Origin of the sequence: Halomonas sp. GT, from assembly GCF_002082565.1 — a bacterium.
GTDB lineage: Bacteria > Pseudomonadota > Gammaproteobacteria > Pseudomonadales > Halomonadaceae > Vreelandella.
Window position 1 is genome coordinate 1,276,651 of sequence record NZ_CP020562.1, and the last position, 17,567, is coordinate 1,294,217.

General features: G+C 51.5%; 16 protein-coding genes. 9 read left to right on the top strand and 7 right to left on the bottom strand.

The genetic code is table 11. From position 1 onward, the window contains the following. Nucleotides 1–131 precede the first annotated feature (131 nt). Nucleotides 132–1,409, top strand: a complete 1,278-nt coding sequence (serS, locus tag B6A39_RS05990) for a serine--tRNA ligase (RefSeq protein ID WP_083002516.1) — start codon at nt 132–134, stop codon at nt 1,407–1,409. Here the strand turns inward: serS and B6A39_RS05995 are convergent. Next, a complete protein-coding gene (locus tag B6A39_RS05995) occupies nt 1,351–2,181 on the bottom strand; it encodes an SIMPL domain-containing protein (protein WP_083002520.1) in 831 nt (276 codons plus the stop codon). The two genes, serS and B6A39_RS05995, sit on opposite strands and share 59 nt — an antisense overlap. Before the next feature lie 192 nt (nt 2,182–2,373). On the opposite strand from B6A39_RS05995, the gene B6A39_RS06000 reads away from it, so the two are divergent. Beyond that, nucleotides 2,374–3,471, top strand: coding sequence for an AI-2E family transporter (locus B6A39_RS06000; RefSeq protein WP_083002523.1), 1,098 nt, complete (start codon nt 2,374–2,376; stop codon nt 3,469–3,471). A gap of 67 nt (nt 3,472–3,538) precedes the next feature. Here B6A39_RS06000 and trxA read toward each other — a convergent pair whose 3' ends face one another. Beyond that, complete coding sequence (gene trxA / locus B6A39_RS06005) at nt 3,539–3,922, bottom strand: thioredoxin (protein WP_009722702.1); 384 nt, start codon at nt 3,920–3,922, stop codon at nt 3,539–3,541. A 299-nt stretch (nt 3,923–4,221) separates the two neighbouring features. Between trxA and cysB the strand changes: the two genes are divergently transcribed. Next, nucleotides 4,222–5,196, top strand: a complete 975-nt coding sequence (gene cysB / locus B6A39_RS06010) for an HTH-type transcriptional regulator CysB (RefSeq protein WP_083002527.1) — start codon at nt 4,222–4,224, stop codon at nt 5,194–5,196. 101 nt (nt 5,197–5,297) lie between these two features. On the opposite strand, the gene B6A39_RS06015 is transcribed toward cysB, so the two are convergent. Together B6A39_RS06015 and pabB are read right to left on the bottom strand one after the other, a co-directional pair. Next, nucleotides 5,298–5,918 (bottom strand): phosphoadenosine phosphosulfate reductase domain-containing protein, encoded by a 621-nt coding sequence (locus B6A39_RS06015; protein WP_083002530.1) that lies wholly within the window; start codon nt 5,916–5,918, stop codon nt 5,298–5,300. Between the two features lie 115 nt (nt 5,919–6,033). Next, nucleotides 6,034–7,392: an aminodeoxychorismate synthase component I gene (gene pabB / locus B6A39_RS06020; RefSeq protein ID WP_083002534.1), complete on the bottom strand. Its 1,359-nt coding sequence runs from the start codon at nt 7,390–7,392 to the stop codon at nt 6,034–6,036. 252 nt (nt 7,393–7,644) lie between these two features. Between pabB and B6A39_RS06025 the strand changes: the two genes are divergently transcribed. The 5 genes from B6A39_RS06025 (at nt 7,645) to prpF (ending at nt 14,530) form a co-directional block, all read left to right on the top strand. Further along, nucleotides 7,645–8,388 (top strand): GntR family transcriptional regulator, encoded by a 744-nt coding sequence (locus tag B6A39_RS06025; protein ID WP_083002537.1) that lies wholly within the window; start codon nt 7,645–7,647, stop codon nt 8,386–8,388. Nucleotides 8,389–8,431: 43 nt separating this feature from the next. Next, the gene (gene prpB, locus B6A39_RS06030; RefSeq protein ID WP_083002541.1) at nt 8,432–9,328 is read left to right on the top strand and encodes a methylisocitrate lyase; all 897 of its coding nucleotides are present in this window, start codon (nt 8,432–8,434) and stop codon (nt 9,326–9,328) included. Nucleotides 9,329–9,385: 57 nt separating this feature from the next. Then, nucleotides 9,386–10,513 carry a bifunctional 2-methylcitrate synthase/citrate synthase gene (gene prpC, locus B6A39_RS06035; RefSeq protein WP_083002546.1) on the top strand — a complete coding sequence of 376 codons (1,128 nt, stop codon included), beginning with the start codon at nt 9,386–9,388 and terminating at the stop codon, nt 10,511–10,513. Between the two features lie 33 nt (nt 10,514–10,546). Beyond that, nucleotides 10,547–13,186, top strand: coding sequence for a Fe/S-dependent 2-methylisocitrate dehydratase AcnD (acnD, locus tag B6A39_RS06040; protein WP_083002550.1), 2,640 nt, complete (start codon nt 10,547–10,549; stop codon nt 13,184–13,186). Between the two features lie 165 nt (nt 13,187–13,351). Next, complete coding sequence (prpF, locus tag B6A39_RS06045; RefSeq protein ID WP_083002554.1) at nt 13,352–14,530, top strand: 2-methylaconitate cis-trans isomerase PrpF; 1,179 nt, start codon at nt 13,352–13,354, stop codon at nt 14,528–14,530. Between the two features lie 197 nt (nt 14,531–14,727). On the opposite strand, the gene B6A39_RS06050 is transcribed toward prpF, so the two are convergent. Further along, nucleotides 14,728–15,012 (bottom strand): ComEA family DNA-binding protein, encoded by a 285-nt coding sequence (locus B6A39_RS06050; protein WP_083002558.1) that lies wholly within the window; start codon nt 15,010–15,012, stop codon nt 14,728–14,730. A gap of 274 nt (nt 15,013–15,286) precedes the next feature. On the opposite strand from B6A39_RS06050, the gene pyrF reads away from it, so the two are divergent. Further along, nucleotides 15,287–15,985 carry an orotidine-5'-phosphate decarboxylase gene (pyrF, locus tag B6A39_RS06055; RefSeq protein ID WP_083007861.1) on the top strand — a complete coding sequence of 233 codons (699 nt, stop codon included), beginning with the start codon at nt 15,287–15,289 and terminating at the stop codon, nt 15,983–15,985. A gap of 16 nt (nt 15,986–16,001) precedes the next feature. Here pyrF and lapB read toward each other — a convergent pair whose 3' ends face one another. After that, on the bottom strand, nt 16,002–17,201 hold the full coding sequence (lapB, locus tag B6A39_RS06060) for a lipopolysaccharide assembly protein LapB (RefSeq protein ID WP_083002563.1): 1,200 nt from the start codon (nt 17,199–17,201) through the stop codon (nt 16,002–16,004). Next, nucleotides 17,202–17,507, bottom strand: coding sequence for a lipopolysaccharide assembly protein LapA domain-containing protein (locus tag B6A39_RS06065; RefSeq protein WP_083002568.1), 306 nt, complete (start codon nt 17,505–17,507; stop codon nt 17,202–17,204). Nucleotides 17,508–17,567: the final 60 nt, after the last annotated feature.

Consider the following 17,567-nt stretch of genomic DNA (forward strand, 5'->3'; position numbering starts at 1 on the left):
TTTGCTGCATCAGGCAATAATTCCCTGACGCTGCCCCCATAGCTCCACGCCTTGCTTTTGCCTACAATAGGCCCCTTTCATCACGGGCAGTGTACGCCGTGTTCCACTGATTTCAGGCCAAGGGATAACTCATGCTCGATCCAAAACTGCTGCGCGGTGATCTTGATGCGGCTGCGCAACAACTGGCCCGGCGGGGCTTCGAACTTGATAAAGCAGCACTGCAAGCGCTGGAATCGCGCCGTCGTGAGTTGCAAACCCAGACCGAGCAACTGCAAAACGAGCGCAATATGCGCTCAAAAGCGATTGGTAAGGCGAAGGCTAACGGTGAAGATATTCAGCCGTTGCTGGATGAAGTGAGCGATTTAGGCGAGCGTCTGGATAAAGCTAAGAAAGAGTTGGCCGAGGTGCAGGAAGAGTGGGATGACGCTATCAGTGGCATTCCCAACCTTCCCCATGAAAGCGTGCCGGAAGGAAAAAGTGAAGACGATAACGTTGAACTTCACCGCTGGGGTACGCCGCGAGAATTCGATTTTGAGGTGCTGGACCATGTTGATCTTGGTAAGAAGTCGGGCTATCTCGATTTTGAACTGGCGGCTAAGCTGACCGGCGCTCGCTTTGCAGTAATGCGCGGGCCGATTGCGCGCCTGCATCGGGCGCTGGCGCAGTTTATGCTGGATACGCAAACTCAGGAGCATGGTTACGAAGAGTGCTATGTGCCATATATGGTGAATCGCGATTCGCTGATGGGCACCGGCCAACTGCCAAAATTTGGCGAAGATTTGTTTAAACTTAACGACGAGCGGGAATACCATCTAATTCCGACGTCGGAAGTGCCGCTAACTAATTTTGTGCGTGATGAGATTGTGGATCAGGCGGCATTGCCAATGAAGTTGACTGCCCACACGCCTTGTTTCCGCAGCGAAGCAGGTTCCCACGGACGCGATACCCGCGGCATGATTCGTCAGCATCAGTTCGATAAAGTGGAAATGGTACAGATTGTCGAGCCTGAAAAGAGTTATGAAGCATTGGAAGAGATGCGCGGCCATGCTGAAGCAATTTTGCAGGCGCTGGCGTTGCCTTACCGCGTTGTAACACTGTGTACCGGCGATATGGGCTTTGGAGCGGCGAAGACCTATGATTTGGAAGTTTGGTTGCCTAGCCAAGAAACGTATCGGGAAATTTCTTCAGTCTCTAACTGTGAAGATTTCCAGGCGCGGCGCATGCAAGCCCGCTTCCGCCATCCAGACACAAAAAAACCACAGTTGCTGCATACGCTGAATGGCTCGGGCTTGGCGGTGGGGCGTTGCCTGCTGGCGGTGCTTGAAAACCACCAACAGGCGGATGGCTCTATTACTGTTCCTGTGCCTCTGCAACCCTACCTGGGCGGCCTTGAGCGTCTTGCCCTCTAAGTGCCCACTCGACGTTGACCTCGGCATCGATACGAATGGTGCCGGGGCGATAGTCGCTAGCTGAACCACTGCCCATGGCATCGCTTTCAGCGCGCATTGCCATCATGCGGGGTTGGAAGATGGGCGCTTGGACTTCTTCGATGCGCCGTACTGGGCCAAGTCTTACGTTTAGCGTGCTGGCCATTAAGTCCGCTTTATGGCGGGCTTTTTCTAGCGCTTTAGTTAGTGCTTCATCGGTAGCGGCGTCGCGGTCTTGTAGATCAAACTGAACGCCGTCTAGCGTGTTCACGCCAGCACTTATCATCGCGTCAAACACCTCGCCCAATTGGTCTATATTGGTAAGCTCAACACTAAAGGGGCGCTCTAAACGGGTGCGCATCAATGTTTCTTGTTCGCCGTCATCATTGCGCGGGCCTGCGACATGTTCAGGATAGACATTGAGCGACCCAGCATTGATGGCGCGTTGTTCAATGCCGATGTCTTCCATGGCTTTAATTAGCTCACTGGCACGAGTTTCAAGCCGTTCGCGTGCATCACTCAACGCTGCACTGTCGGTTTCTTCCAAAGTGGAGACCGCAGGCGTGTTTTCCCACAGCCGTGCAGATAGGGTGGCTTTATCAGGCTCTACTTCCACCCATGACTGAGCTTGGACATGCAAGCTGGGCGGAGTGGGTTGTGCAGCGTGAGCCGAAGATGCTGCCAGGAGGGCGAGAAGCGCGCTGCCAAGTACGCCATAGCGCAAACGTTTGAAAGATGGGGTTACTGAACTCATAGGTCACTTCCTTACTGAGAGAGCCAATGATTAGCGTTAACTAACTTATAGTGTGACGCTGCTTTGAAGGCCGAAGCGCCATAAAGTTCACTGGCTAAGAGTCGAAGCAAAGCAGTTGCTTAATATTGTCATGGTTTGTGCAATATCGCGCGAGCAGCCATGATGTATGGATTACATGCTAAGGAAAGGGCAATGTCGAAATTATCGGATGAGGATTATCGTAGTATCCCCTTGAATGCGACCTTGGCGCTTGCCGCGTTGGTGGTGATTATTGCGGGTATGAAGGCTGGGGCGGATCTTCTGGTACCCCTATTATTAGCGGTATTTATTGCTGTGGTATGTACGTCGCCTGTGCAGTGGCTTCACCACTGTGGCCTCAGCAGGCGTGCTTCTGCTTTTTTGACGCTGATGGTGCTGCTGGGTTTTATTTCCTTGATTGGCCTGCTGGTGGTGAACAGCTTTAGCACCTTTGTTCAGGCGCTACCAGATATCGAATCGCGTTTGTATGAGCACTATTGGGATATGCTGAACGCGCTCTCTAGTCGTGGGCTAGCCATTGATCCTGACCAGCTCAGTAATATGTTTGCCATGGAAGACGATGCGTCGTGGTTAACAACGTTATTAGGCGAGCTCGGCAATCTTTTTATGCAGGGCAGCATTATCGGGTTGTTAGTCATTTTCATGCTGTTTGAGACGCTCAACTTCCGAGATAAAGTGTCTCGTGCCCTTGAGAACCCAGCGCCAAGTCTAAAACGGTTTAGCGAGTTTAGTTTAACGCTGAAGCGCTACCTAGCGGTAAAGACAGTTATTAGCTTGGCTACCGGGGTATTAGTCTGGCTCTCTTGCGTGATTGTGGGCGTTGAGTTTCCATTGCTATGGGGGGTGTTGGCTTTTGCCCTGAATTTTATTCCCAATATAGGCTCGGCCTTGGCGGCGATTCCTCCTGTTTTACTATTGCTGGTATCTCAGGATGGCGGGGTATTGCAGGCCCTTTTACTCGCATCTGCTTATTTGGTAATCAATTTCGTTTTGGGCAACTTGATTGAACCACGAGTGATGGGGCAAGCCTTGGGGCTATCGACGTTTGTGGCGTTTCTGTCGTTGGTTGTGTGGGGGTGGATCTTTGGTGCTGCGGGGATGTTGTTGTCGGTAGTATTGACGATGACGTTAAAGATCGCCTTGGATAGTCATCCTCAGACTCGATGGATCGCCCATTTACTGGGGCCAGGGGGGCAGCGTAGAACGCGTCTTGGCGATGCACGACGTCCACCTTGGATGCGTCGAGAATAAATATGAAAGGAGACGTTGGAGGGCAAAACGTTACCGCTGGTATTGCCAGCGGTAACGTTAGCGCGGATTAAGCGTTTTGATCGATAAATTGGGTCAACTGAGATTTAGACTGAGCGCCAACCAGCGATGCGACTTTCGTGCCGGACTTAAATAGCATCACCGTCGGAACGCCCCGTACACCTTGTTCTGCCGCAATTTCAGGCGCATCGTCAACGTTCACACTAACCACTTTCAAATTGTCACCACGTTCGGCAGCAACTTCATCAACCACAGGTGCCATTACTTTACAGGGGCCGCACCAGGGGGCCCAAAACTTCAGTAGGACTGGCTGTTCGGCGTTGAGGACTTCTTGCTCAAAATTGGCGTTGGTGACATCAACATTGTTAGCCATTTGTTTCTCCCGTTTGCGTTGCTCTTGCTGTTTCGTTGCCTCAAATGGAGCAACGGTCATTACGCGTTCTACTAGCGCACTTTCACCGCGCCAAGTTGGCAGATGTTAGCGGGCGGAGAAGGTGCTGGCAAATTTCCTATAACGTTTTGACAGCAATTATGAAAAATTAATGGGTGTTCGTGACGGCTATTTTTTATACTATAAGTGAATTATAAGATATTTTTTTATTCAAAATTGTATGTATGAGGCGTGCCGCCCACCAAGTACTTCACCTTTAAGTGCTTCGCGGGAAAGGCAAGGCAGCAGCGGCGCGAGGATGCGCTTCAACGTGCTTCCTGCATAGATAATAAGGTGAGGATATGAAGCTACAGCAACTTCGCTATATCTGGGAAGTCAATCGACACAACCTGAATGTGTCAGCCACCGCGCAGAGTTTATTTACCTCGCAGCCGGGTATTTCCAAGCAGATACGCTTGCTTGAAGATGAGCTAGGTGTGGAGATTTTTGCACGCAGCGGAAAACACCTTACCCGCGTAACACCTGCTGGGCTGTCAATCATTGAGCTGGCAGGTCAGGTGTTGAAGCTGACCGAAAACATCAAACAAGTTGCCCAAGAGCACAGCGACGAGCGTCGGGGTAGCTTGTCGATTGCTACTACTCACACTCAGGCACGCTATGCGCTGCCTCCTATCATTAGCGAATTCACCCTCAAATACCCTGATGTTGCCCTGCATATGCAGCAAGGCACACCAAAGCAAATTGCTCAGATGGTTAGCGAAGGTCAGGCCGATTTTGCAATTGCCACCGAATCGCTAGAGCTATTCACCGACTTAGTGTTGCTACCTTGCTACCGCTGGAATCGCTGCGTTTTGGTCCCTAAAGATCATCCGTTGGCATCGATTAATAAGCCGCTGTCCCTTCAAGCGTTGGCCGAACATCCATTAGTGACTTATGTGTTTGGATTTACCGGCCGCTCGCAGCTTGATGATGCGTTTAAAGCCCAGGGGCTCACGCCAAATGTAGTGTTAACTGCTGCCGATGCTGACGTAATTAAAACGTATGTGCGGTTGGGAATGGGTGTTGGTATTGTTGCCCAAATGGCGGTTGATCCGGTGTTAGATGAAGACTTGGTCGCGTTGGATGCCAGCCATTTGTTTGCGAGTTCTACGACTAAGATCGGTATCCGTCGTGGCACCTTTATGCGCGGTTACATGTATGATTTCCTAGCCCGCTTTGCACCTCATCTCACCCGGGACTTGGTAGACGAAGCCTTGTTAGCTGGCCCACGTTTTGAGCATGAGCTGTTTGAGGGAGTAGAGCTACCTGAGCATTAGAGCAATCAGGTAGTGGATGAATAGCGCTTAAAAGTGATCTTCGGGCGCTATTCACCTTTTTCTGTGCTAGTTCTGTATTAATCAGCACTGGGCGTTCTATATCAGTGTTGTAAGTGCAGGCCGCACTCGCGTTTGTCTTCTACTTTGGTGGGGTCGAAGTAGTCGAAGTTATTGGGCAGGTCGTGTGCCTCAAGGTAGTAGTGCATATCTTTCGCACTCCAATGCAGTAGCGGGGCGATTTTTAATAAACCATCGCTGTTCCGGCTGGCAGGCTGCATTTTGGCCCGCTCTGGTGTGTCCTCTGCCCGTAACGCGGTAAACCAGATATCTGGCTGCATTTCTCGCAGGGCGCGCTCAAACGGCTCAATCTTTACTTCTTGAGTGAAGGCCGTGTGGCGTGGGTCGTCAATGCTTGGCATTGGGCCCTCTAGCGCTTCACGGTGAGCACGGGTTCGCTTCGGAATAAAGCTGACCATGTTTAGGTTTAGACGCTGGATTAAAGCATCGGCAAATTGATAGGTGGCCTCAGTGTTGTAGCCGCTATCCATCCATATAATTGGGATGTCTGGACGCGCCTGGGTGACCATATGCAGAATCACCGCTTCAAAAGGACGGAAATTTGTCGTGCAAATAGGGCGCTCACCTTGGCTAAGCGCCCACTTGATGAGGTCTTGGGGGGAATTGGCAAAATCACGGTTAATGCTGTCAAGTGCTGAAGACATGCTGCCTCCTGTCATAAGATCGAGTATGACACTAGGCTATCAAAGAGAGGGGGCTTAGCCCCAATACCGTTTGGTTTGGCTTTTATATTCCTTTTTGATGTAAAAATTTTGTTATTTATTCCAAAGCGCCAATTAGATGGCAGATTTTATCCAGCGTTTCTGTGTACTCCTCGTCTGCCCTAGAGTCGGCTACTAATCCTCCGCCGCCCCAAACATGCAGCTTGCCTGCATCTGCCACCATGGTGCGTATCGCAATTGATGTGTCCATGCTGCCCCGTTTATCGATGTACCCCAGGCTTCCGCAATAGATACTACGCTGGCAAGGTTCCAGCTCGTCGATAATTTGCATAGCGCGTATTTTAGGTGCGCCAGTAATAGAGCCGCCAGGAAACGCTGCTGTCAGCAGAGACAGCGGTGAGCGATGCTTAGCGAGCTTGCCTTGAACTACGCTTACCAGGTGATGCACGTTCGGATAGCTCTCTAACTGACATAGTTGCGGTACACGAATAGACCCTGGTGCGCATACGCGTCCCAGGTCATTGCGCAGCAAGTCAACAATCATGACATTTTCCGCGCGGTCTTTCGTACTGTTTAATAGCTGTTCTGCTAAGGCGGCATCCTCCTCCGGCGATTTACCTCTTGGTCGCGTGCCTTTAATTGGGCGCGTTTCCACCTGCCCGTCTTTACACTGGATAAAACGTTCTGGGGAAAGCGAGAGTACTGCCTGATTTTTCCATGCCATAAAGCCTGAGAAGGGCGTCGGCGTTGCCTTGCGAAGGCGTAGGTAAGCTTGCCATTCATCGCCTTCATAGCTCGCTGTGAACCGCTGGGCAAGATTAATTTGATAGCAGTCGCCTGCGCGAATGTAGCGCTGAACAGTCTTAAAACGTTCGGTGTAATCCGCTTGGCTTAGTTCGCCCTGGAAGGGGCTGATTAATTGAAAGTCTTTATCAAGACTGGCTGGTGGATTAGCCAGCCATTTCATAACCTGCCGTTGGCGACTCTCTGTTGCTATGAGCCATGCTGCCTGCTTCTCGTGATCAAAGGTAATGCACCAGTCGTAAAGCCCCAAACGTGCCAATGGCAGATCAGTAACACTGGGGTGGCGGCTGGGGATCGCGAGGTTATTACGTCCTAGATCATAACTCCAATAACCCATCAGACCGCCTAAAAAAGGCAGCTCGCTGGGGAGGTCTGAGTTGGGCAGCTGTTCAAGCATCCATTGTTGCTGGGCGGTCATGTCTCTCGTGAGTGCCGAAGGAAGTTCAAGCTGCGCTGACGTGAAGTTAGTTTGTCCGTCAGACATGACTTCCAGCGTGGCCAGCGGGTCACTGCTGATAATATCGAAACGCCCGTTTGCTGATGGGCGGCCGCTATCAAGTAATACCGCACCATGACGCTTTCGCAGGTGAGCAAAGATCTCCAGTGGAGTAGGAGAGTAGGGCAGGGCTTTAATGGTCAACGCCGATGTCATGAAGCAAACGCCAGGCCGATGGAAGGCAACGCATTCTAGAGGTCGTTAATAGATGACACCAGTGTTAACCACTGACGCCTTTCTCACGATAGATTAAACACGGTTAACGGAAAGAGAGTGATTGTTGACATTAACCCAAGAATAAATAGCTGGGTTACACGAAAGGTGAATAAAATCGACCATTTTGACTAGTTGACGGCACAAATGTGGCGGGCTAAAGTTCTCTTACCTCATAATTGTCGACAATTAGCCATGACCTCACTTGCTACTCTTTCTCGTTCTACAGCTGATTCGCCCAGTGATCAGGTCTCTCCAGAAGTTCGCACGCTGGCTGAGCGGGTCTTTCATCAGCTTCAAGACGCTATTGTACGTGGAGAGCTGGCACCGGGCAGCAAAATTACCGAGCCGGGACTTTCTAAAACGTACGGTATCTCACGCGGTCCGTTGCGCGAAGCCATGCGGCGTTTAGAAGCGCACCGTCTTATTGAACGTGTGCCCCACGTTGGCGCTCGCGTCGTCAAACTCTCTATGAAAGAGCTGCTTGAGTTGTTTGATGTGCGTGAAGCGCTTGAGAGCATGGCTGCACGTTTGGCTGCCGAGCACATGTCTGCCGAGGAGATCAAGGGGCTGCGAGAGGTGCTTGCACTTCATGAAGGGCAGGCAGACCTGAAGCGTGGCGAAGCTTACTATCAGCGCGAAGGCGATCTCGACTTCCACTATCGCATTGTTCAAGGCAGCCATAACAAAATGCTGATGAACCTGCTTTGCGACGATCTTTACTACTTAGTGCGTCTTTATCGTACTCAGTTCAGCGCCAGCGGTAAGCGGCCCCAGCTCGCCTTTGTAGAGCACCATCGTATTGTGGATGCCATTGAAGCCGGGGATGCCGAGCTAGCGGAATTGCTGATGCGCCGCCATGTTAGTGCTTCCCGTGCAAACGTCGCCGACCGTTACGCCGCTATCCTTGAACAACAATCAACGTCATCAGCGGATTAGTTCGATATAACTATCCGTCAAGCCTTTTAAAGGAGTAACGCCAATGTCCACCTCATCTACTCTCACGCCAGGTGCTCGCTTTCGTGCTGCGCTAGAAGCGAACCGCCCTCTACCGATTCTAGGCACGATTAACGCGTATACCGCGTTGATGGCTGAGCGAGTGGGGCACCAAGCGATTTATCTGTCGGGCGGTGGCGTGGCTAACGCGTCTTTTGGCTTGCCAGACTTGGGGATGACCAGCATGAACGATGTTGTTGAGGATGCACATCGTATATGCGGTGCGACTGACCTTCCGCTGCTGGTAGATATTGATACGGGCTGGGGCGGTGCTTTTAATATTTCTCGTACCGTTAAAGAGATGCAGCGCGCAGGCGTTGCTGCTGTTCACTTGGAAGACCAAGTGGCTCAAAAGCGCTGCGGCCACCGCCCGAATAAATCCATTGTGTCCCAGCAGGAAATGGTTGACCGCATCAAAGCCGCGGCAGATGCCAAATTCGATCCCGATTTTTATCTGATTGCGCGTACCGATGCGTTCCAGAAAGAGGGCTTAGACGCCGCCATTGAACGTGCTAATGCCTGTGTGGAAGCGGGTGCTGATGCAATCTTCGCCGAGGCCGTGCATACGCTGGATGATTATCGTGCGTTCTGTTCGCGCGTGAATGCGCCAATATTGGCTAACATCACTGAATTTGGTGCGACCCCGCTGTTCTCTCAGCAGGAGTTGGCCGACGTGGGCTGCCGCATGGTGCTCTATCCGCTTTCTGCCTTCCGCGCTATGAATGCTGCCGCATTGAAGGTGTATCAGAGCATTTTAGATAACGGTCATCAAAAAGAGGTGGTCGATACCATGCAGACTCGCGATGAGCTTTACGACTTTTTGAATTATCACGATTTCGAGCAAAAGCTCGACGCGCTATTTGCTGAGCAGAAAGACGCTTAATAGCCGTTAATAAAATTAAGACTAAAACATATAAAAAGAGCTAACAGGAGACACGACATGGCTGATAAATCGCAAAACAGTGCAGGACTACGAGGGCAAAGCGCCGGAGCTACGGCACTGTGTACGGTGGGTAAAACAGGTTCTGGACTAACCTACCGGGGTTTTGATATCAAAGAATTGGCCGAGAAGGCAAAGTTTGAAGAAGTCGCGTATTTATTACTGAAAGGCAAGCTGCCCAATCAAGCCGAGCTTGATAGCTATATTACCAAGCTGAAGGGGCTGCGTGGCTTACCGGATGCTTTGAAAACTGTGCTAGAGCAAATCCCCAAAGACGCGCACCCAATGGATGTGATGCGCACCGGTACCTCTATGCTAGGTAACTTGGAGACAGAAGAGAGCTTTGACCAGCAGCAAGATGTCTCTGATCGTCTGCTAGCGGTGCTGCCTTCGATTATTTGCTATTGGTACCGTTTCAGCCACGACGGTGTTCGCATTGATACTGAAACCGACGATGCCTCGGTAGGCGGCCACTTCTTGAATATGCTGCGTGGTGAGCCTGCTTCTGAGCTGCATGCGCGGGTTATGAACGTATCACTGATTCTATACGCCGAGCATGAGTTCAATGCCTCAACGTTTACGGCGCGTGTGTGTGCTTCGACGCTTTCCGATATGCACTCCTGTGTTACCGGCGCGATTGGTTCGCTGCGTGGCCCGTTACATGGTGGTGCTAACGAAGCGGCCATGGCGATGATCGAGAACTGGGCATCGCCGGAAGAAGCCGAGCGTGAAATGCTTGGTATGCTTGAGCGCAAAGAGAAAATCATGGGCTTTGGGCATGCAATTTATCGCGAGTCTGACCCGCGTAATGAAATTATCAAAGAGTGGTCAAAGAAACTTTCTGAAGACGTTGGCGACAGTGTGCTTTATCCCGTTTCTGTGCGCTGTGAAGAAGTCATGTGGCGCGAGAAGAAGCTTTTCTGCAACGCGGACTTTTTCCATGCTAGTGCTTACCATTTCATGGATATTCCGACCAAGCTGTTTACGCCGATCTTTGTCATGTCCCGCTTGACGGGGTGGGCAGCCCACGTGTTTGAGCAGCGCGCCAATAATCGCATTATTCGCCCTAGCGCCGACTACACTGGCCCTGAGAAGAGCGAGTGGGTGCCCATCGAAGCGCGTGACTAACCCTTAACGGGCCGTGATTAAGTGAGAGGCATTATGAACACGAATTATCGTAAGCCGCTGCCAGGCGTGACAGCAGAGGGGGCTCCGGTAGATTACTTCGACGCGCATCAAGCCGTTGAAGATATCAAGCCCGGCGCCTACGCGACGCTGCCCTACACGTCCAGAGTGTTGGCTGAGCAGTTGGTACGCCGCTGCGATCCAGCGCTGTTAACCGACGCACTGAAGCAGCTCATCGAGCGCAAGCAAGATTTGGATTTTCCTTGGTATCCGGCACGCGTTGTGTGCCATGACATCCTGGGGCAGACCGCGTTAGTCGACCTTGCTGGCCTAAGGGATGCCATTGCTGATAAGGGCGGTGATCCGGCTAAAGTGAATCCTGTGGTACCTACACAGCTGATTGTTGACCACTCATTGGCCGTTGAACATGCTGGGTTTGAGAAAGATGCGTTCGAAAAAAACCGCCAGGTAGAAGATCGCCGTAACGATGACCGCTTCCATTTCATTAACTGGACCAAAGTGGCATTTGAGAACGTCGATGTCATTCCTCCGGGCAACGGCATTATGCACCAGATCAATCTGGAAAAAATGTCACCGGTGGTGCAGTGCCGCCCTGATGAACAAGGCGTGCATATTGCTTACCCGGATACCTGTGTGGGTACCGATAGCCATACACCAATGGTTGATGCGCTTGGCGTCATTTCCGTCGGTGTTGGCGGTCTTGAGGCCGAAAGCGTAATGCTGGGCCGTGCTTCGATGATGCGCCTGCCGGATATCGTTGGTGTAGAACTTTCTGGCAAGCTGCAGCCGGGCATTACCAGCACTGATATGGTATTGGCGATTACTGAGTTTCTGCGTAAAGAGCGCGTCGTAGGTGCCTACCTGGAGTTTTACGGAGAAGGCGCTGACGCGTTAACCGTAGGCGACCGGGCGACCATTTCCAATATGACACCAGAGTACGGCGCCACGGCGGCGATGTTCTACATCGATAACCAAACCATTGATTACCTCAAGCTCACTGGGCGTGAGGATGAGCAGGTTGCTCTTGTCGAAGCCTATGCCAAGCACACAGGGTTGTGGGCCGATAGTTTAAAAACTGCTGAGTATGAGCGGATACTGCGCTTTGATCTTTCTAGCGTTGCTCGCACCTTGGCAGGGCCTTCCAACCCCCATGCGCATTTGCCTACCTCGGAGCTAGCCCAGCGCGGTATCGCGATCGACCTGGATAAAGCAAGGGCCGACGAGCAAGCGGGCAGAATGCCGGATGGCGCAGTCATCATCGCCGCCATTACCAGCTGCACGAATACCTCTAACCCGCGCAACATGGTAGCAGCTGGCTTAATTGCTCGTAATGCTAACCGCTTGGGGTTAACCCGCAAACCATGGGTTAAGTCGTCGCTAGCGCCGGGGTCAAAAACTGTCAAGATGTATCTGGAAGAAGCCAAGCTGATGGATGAGCTGGAAACACTTGGCTTTGGTGTCGTGGCATACGCCTGTACAACCTGTAACGGTATGTCCGGGGCGTTAGATCCGGTGATCCAGAAAGAGATTATTGACCGTGATCTATATGCCACAGCGGTACTTTCCGGTAACCGTAACTTTGACGGGCGTATTCACCCCTATGCGAAGCAGGCGTTTTTGGCATCGCCCCCGTTAGTGGTTGCCTACGCGATTGCGGGCACGATTCGCTTTGATATCGAGAAAGACGTACTGGGCACCGACCATGATGGAAACCCTGTTACGCTGAAGGATATCTGGCCCGATGATAGCGAAATCGATGCAATTGTGAAGGCTTCCGTGAAGCCGGAGCAGTTCCGTCAAACCTATATCCCAATGTTTGACCTCGACAAGAGCGCGCGAACTCAAGTAAGCCCGCTTTATGAATGGCGGCCACAGAGCACCTACATTCGTCGCCCTCCCTACTGGGAAGGCAATATGGCTGCCGAGCGTGGTTTGAAAGGCATGCGTCCGTTGGCGATCTTGCCGGACAATATCACCACCGATCATCTGTCGCCTTCTAACGCGATCATGATGGACAGTGCGGCTGGCGAGTATCTGCACAAGATGGGCTTGCCTGAGGAGGACTTTAACTCCTACGCGACCCATCGAGGCGACCATTTGACGGCTCAGCGGGCGACCTTGGCCAACCCCAAACTGTTTAATGAAATGGTGCACGACGAGCAGGGCAAAGTGTTGCAGGGGTCGCTGGCACGGGTTGAGCCAGAAGGCACTGTGACGCGGATGTGGGAAGCCATTGAAACGTATATGGCACGTAAACAGCCGCTGATCATTATTGCCGGTGCAGATTATGGTCAGGGTTCCTCGCGTGACTGGGCGGCGAAAGGCGTTGCGCTAGCGGGTGTTGAAGCTATTGTGGCTGAAGGGTTTGAGCGTATTCATCGTACCAACTTAATTGGTATGGGGGTGATGCCGCTGCAGTTTGAAGAAGGCACCACACGGAAAACTCTAGCGCTGGACGGTACGGAAGTCTTCGACGTAGAAGGTGCTCCTCAGCCTCGCGCTAAGCTGACGTTGGTTATTCATCGTCAAAGTGGTACCACTGAGCGTGTGCCAGTGATCTGCCGCATTGATACTGCCGAAGAGGTCACAATCTACTCTGCCGGTGGGGTATTGCAGCGTTTCGCACAGGATTTTCTTGAATCCACCACGGCGTAGCCAAGAAGGCGTGTAACGTGTAGTGCCAAGGCGATTAATGAAAGAGCCCGTCGCTAAGCGCCGGGCTTTTTTTTCGGCATGCGGTTAGTGAACATGGTCATTGAGAAACGATATTGAGCATGGTCATTAGGCATCGTCATCGAAAATGGTTAGGGAGCGTTGTTTATGTCTCATGTTGCGCAAATTAGTATTCCCGCCACGTATATGCGAGGCGGCACGAGTAAAGGAGTGTTCTTTACTCTAAGCGACTTGCCCGAGGCAGCGAGAGTGCCAGGTGAGGCGCGGGATAAGCTGTTGATGAGGGTGATCGGAAGCCCCGACCCCTATGAAAAACAGATTGATGGGATGGGGGGGGCGACATCCAGCACTAGTAAAACGGTTATTCTTTCCAAGAGCGAGTCCGCGGAACACGATGTGGACTATCTATTTGGGCAAGTGTCTATCGATAAGCCGTTTGTAGATTGGAGCGGTAACTGTGGCAACTTGTCAGCCGCCGTTGGTCCCTATGCAATTGCTAATGGATTAATTGATCCCGCTAAGGTGCCGAAAAACGGTGTGGCTGAAGTGCGTATTTGGCAGGTCAATATTGGTAAAACCATTGTTTCTCAAGTGCCTATTGTGAATGGTCAGGTGCAAGAGGCTGGCGATTTTGAACTGGATGGCGTGACCTTTCCTGCTGCTGAAATCCCCGTGGCTTTTATGGACCCTGCTGACGGTGAGGGGGCCATTTTCCCCACTGGCAACTTGGTAGATGAGTTGGAAGTGCCCGGTGTTGGTGTTTTAAAAGCGACGCTTATTAATGCAGGTATTCCCACCGTGTTTGTTAATGCCCAGGACATCGGCTATACCGGCTGTGAGTTGCAAGAAGCGATTAACAGCGATGCCAAGGCGCTTGCTATGTTCGAGACCATTCGTGCCCACGGCGCGGTGCGTATGGGATTGATTAAGCACGTTGATGAAGCGGCCAGCCGACAGCATACGCCGAAAGTAGCTTTCGTTGCCCCACCTGCCAGCTATACGGCCTCCAGTGGCAAAGCGGTGAGTGAAGAAAACATTGATCTCGTGGTAAGGGCGCTTTCAATGGGTAAACTGCATCACGCTATGATGGGCACCGCAGCGGTTGCCATCGGCGCGGCAGCAGCCATTCAGGGCACGTTAGTAAATTTAGCCGCAGGTGGTGAGGAGCGTGAAGCGGTGACCTTTGGGCATCCTTCTGGCTCGCTACGTGTAGGTGCAAAAGCAAGCCTGACCGATGGTCGCTGGCAGATTGATCAAGCTGTCATGAGCCGTAGCGCACGGGTGTTAATGGAAGGTTCTGTACGCATACCCGGTGATAGCTTCTAAATAGCACTTATAAATAGTGCTTGTAAATAACGCTTGCGTGGGCTTTTAATTGGGGTTTGATAGGGCTTGAAAGGCGGTTTTAGGCAGCATTTGACTAAGTGCCGTCTTACTTGCTATCACCGCCGTTTGGGATATCCCCAAATGGCGGCTTTGAACGAAAGTGATGTAAGTTTAACGCCTACCTCTGTTTTAGCGCCTTACTCTTCAGTTGCCACTTGGTCGCGCATGCGATCAACCGTGGCAGGCCCAATGCCGCTAACGCGGGTGAGATCATCTGCATTAGTAAATGCGCCATTGTTCTCGCGCTCTTCTATAATAGCGGCCGCACGGCTCGGTCCGATGCCAGGCAGTTCGGCAAGCAGCTCAGCATCCGCTGTATTCACATCAATAGGCGCTATATCTTGTGCCAACGCTAGGCTTGAAACCCCCAGGCTTAAGCTCAGTAGAAGTGCGGCCAGTAGTCCTTTTAGTGTTGTTTGCATTATTAACATCCTCATAGATTTCCCTGTGACCGCCTATCCCATAGATCGTTGGATCAATTAGTTATAAATTGTGGCGGTTCGTGTATGCAAAAGAGGTTTCAGCTTCTTCTATGCCTTTTGCCTTGATTAAACTAATACGTTTATAGAAGGAGTTCTGTAAGACATTAACGACGGTATTTGTAAGATATTTGCTCTCTGATAATGGTCAATCGCTTACACAGCAGGGTGGGGATGGCTGTTATAATGTGTCAAATGAAAAATGGAGTTAAGCGTAGTGGCTACTGATTCCCCTTTGATTATCGCTCTGGATTATTCCTCTCTTGATTCGGCCTTATGCATGGCAGATCAACTTGATCCTAAACGCTGCCGGGTGAAGGTTGGTAAAGAGTTGTTTACGCGCAGTGGCCCTGCGGTGTTAGAAGCCTTGCATGGTCGTGGTTTTGAAATTTTTTTAGATTTAAAATTTCATGACATTCCCAACACGGTGGCAGGCGCGGTGCAAGCGGCAGCTGAGCAAGGCGTATGGATGGTTAACGTGCATGCTTCCGGCGGGCGCAAGATGATGGAAACGGCTGCGAAGCGTTTAGATGATAATGGACTTAGTACACACCTTATTGCCGTTACTGTACTAACCAGTATGCAAGCTGCAGACTTACATGAGACAGGCATTGATGCTACGCCTGAAGAACATGTCTTGCGTTTAGCCGCCTTAACTCAGCAGAGCGGATTAGGTGGAGTTGTCTGTTCAGCCCAGGAAGCAGCGCAAATAAAGTCGCTCTGTGGTAACGACTTTTTGAAGGTAACCCCAGGAATACGGCCGAGCTTTGCTGCGGCTAATGACCAGCAGCGTATTATGACACCAAGCGATGCGATGCGTGTTGGTAGTACACATTTAGTGATTGGGCGGCCGGTGACACAGGCGGAAGAACCAATGGCGGCACTAGCAGCCATAGAAGCTGAGCTGGCTGGCTGATAATAATGTCGGTTAGTTACTCGCCATCAACCCCGGTAATAGGTTTGATAGTGCCCCAGCGGCGGCAGCTAGGGCACTGCCATGCTAGGCTGTCACTGGCAAAGCCGCAGCGGCGGCAGCGATGGCGAGACTTGCCCTCTAAAAGGGCATTAGTATGGTGCTTTAAAAGTAGCAAGCGCGTATCTGGCGGAGTTTTTCCACTCAAGCGTTGGCTTTCATGGTAAAGGTCGATCAAGTAATCAAGCCCTCCTAGGCTAGGCGCTTCCCTAAGCCATTCACCTGTTCTTTCAATGGCGCTATCTACGCCATCTCTTTGATGAACGAGTTCTCCTAAGGCGATAATTATACTGGTGTACGGTGCTTGCCCCAGCAGCCGATAAAGATGCGTCTCAAACCCCTGAATATCGTTGTTTCGCTCATAGGCATGCTGAAGAGCGGGCAGCATAGTGGGAATGTGAGCAATATCCTGTTGGGGGATATGGCTAAGGCGTTCAATGGCGCGCGTGTAATGCCCATTATCCATTTCCAGTTCAGCAAGCAGTAACGTCGCACGGACACATCGTTCATCAAGCTGAAGCGCTTTTTTTAAGTGCTTGCGGGCGAGCGCACGACTTGCTTGATGTATCTCTTCCTGGGCGAGTTCACATAGCCAGTGAGCAGCAGGACGACGCATGCCGGGCTGTTGTTTTAGCAGCGACTGTGCAACATCGAGTGCTTCTTGCCAGTCTTTTTCGCGTTCAAGTAAATCAATTAGCAGCCGCTTGGCTTCCTGACGATAGATGTCATTGACTGATTTATCCAGCAGCGCTCTCAGCATTCGCTGGGCTCGGTCGTGAACGCCTAGCGCCATAAAGTCACGTGCTAGTTCAAGCTGTACATGTTCGTTAGTGCTGGTGGAAAGGGCGGGGCGAGCAAGTAGGTTTTGATGAATGCTAACGGCTTTGTCTGCTTCACCGCGTGCTCGAAACAACTTGCCCAGCGCGATATGAGTTTCCACTGTATCGCTATTGACATCTAATGCATTGACAAACGTATTGATGGCTTCGTCGGGCTGCTCATTTAGCAGGTAATTGAGCCCGACAAAGTACTCTCTCGATAAACCAGATGGGCGAGAGTCGTGAGTGCGCAGGCGGCGGCGGGAAGCGTGACGAACACCCAGGCCAAAGCCGATGGCAATGGCTGCTAGTAGAACGCCTAGCAGCACGGCATCATACATTTAAGCCAGTTCCTTAAGCTCCTGGGTGCGTAGGCGGTCTAGCTCTTTGCGCTGTTGCCTATTGTGTCGTTCGCTTCGTGCTAGCTGCGCTTTAAGGCGTACGTAAACACCCAGCATGGCAAGCATACCTAGGATGACGCCGAGAGCTAACGTCGCTAGCAGCCATACAGAAAGTGACACAGGCGGCAATTCTGCCCAAATTAGGTTTAAGGCAATAGTTTGTTGGTTGTTGACGGCAAATAAAATGCCCACCAGTAGAACAACCAGCAATATGACGGCCAGAATCAGCCCTTTGATCCAACGCATGAGAGTTTCCTAGTCAGTGACATTCATGATGGCTCTATTGTGTATGAGTCGTGGCGCGGC

Coding starts and splice junctions, on each gene's coding strand:
- prpB (WP_083002541.1), top strand. CDS start 8,432: ATGTCCACCTCATCTACTCTCACGCCAGGTGCTCGCTTTCGTGCTGCG.
- B6A39_RS06065 (WP_083002568.1), bottom strand. CDS start 17,507: ATGCGTTGGATCAAAGGGCTGATTCTGGCCGTCATATTGCTGGTTGTT.
- B6A39_RS06050 (WP_083002558.1), bottom strand. CDS start 15,012: ATGCAAACAACACTAAAAGGACTACTGGCCGCACTTCTACTGAGCTTA.
- B6A39_RS06025 (WP_083002537.1), top strand. CDS start 7,645: ATGACCTCACTTGCTACTCTTTCTCGTTCTACAGCTGATTCGCCCAGT.
- cysB (WP_083002527.1), top strand. CDS start 4,222: ATGAAGCTACAGCAACTTCGCTATATCTGGGAAGTCAATCGACACAAC.
- trxA (WP_009722702.1), bottom strand. CDS start 3,922: ATGACCGTTGCTCCATTTGAGGCAACGAAACAGCAAGAGCAACGCAAA.
- prpF (WP_083002554.1), top strand. CDS start 13,352: ATGTCTCATGTTGCGCAAATTAGTATTCCCGCCACGTATATGCGAGGC.
- lapB (WP_083002563.1), bottom strand. CDS start 17,201: ATGTATGATGCCGTGCTGCTAGGCGTTCTACTAGCAGCCATTGCCATC.
- prpC (WP_083002546.1), top strand. CDS start 9,386: ATGGCTGATAAATCGCAAAACAGTGCAGGACTACGAGGGCAAAGCGCC.
- pabB (WP_083002534.1), bottom strand. CDS start 7,392: ATGACATCGGCGTTGACCATTAAAGCCCTGCCCTACTCTCCTACTCCA.
- acnD (WP_083002550.1), top strand. CDS start 10,547: ATGAACACGAATTATCGTAAGCCGCTGCCAGGCGTGACAGCAGAGGGG.
- B6A39_RS05995 (WP_083002520.1), bottom strand. CDS start 2,181: ATGAGTTCAGTAACCCCATCTTTCAAACGTTTGCGCTATGGCGTACTT.
- B6A39_RS06015 (WP_083002530.1), bottom strand. CDS start 5,918: ATGTCTTCAGCACTTGACAGCATTAACCGTGATTTTGCCAATTCCCCC.
- B6A39_RS06000 (WP_083002523.1), top strand. CDS start 2,374: ATGTCGAAATTATCGGATGAGGATTATCGTAGTATCCCCTTGAATGCG.
- serS (WP_083002516.1), top strand. CDS start 132: ATGCTCGATCCAAAACTGCTGCGCGGTGATCTTGATGCGGCTGCGCAA.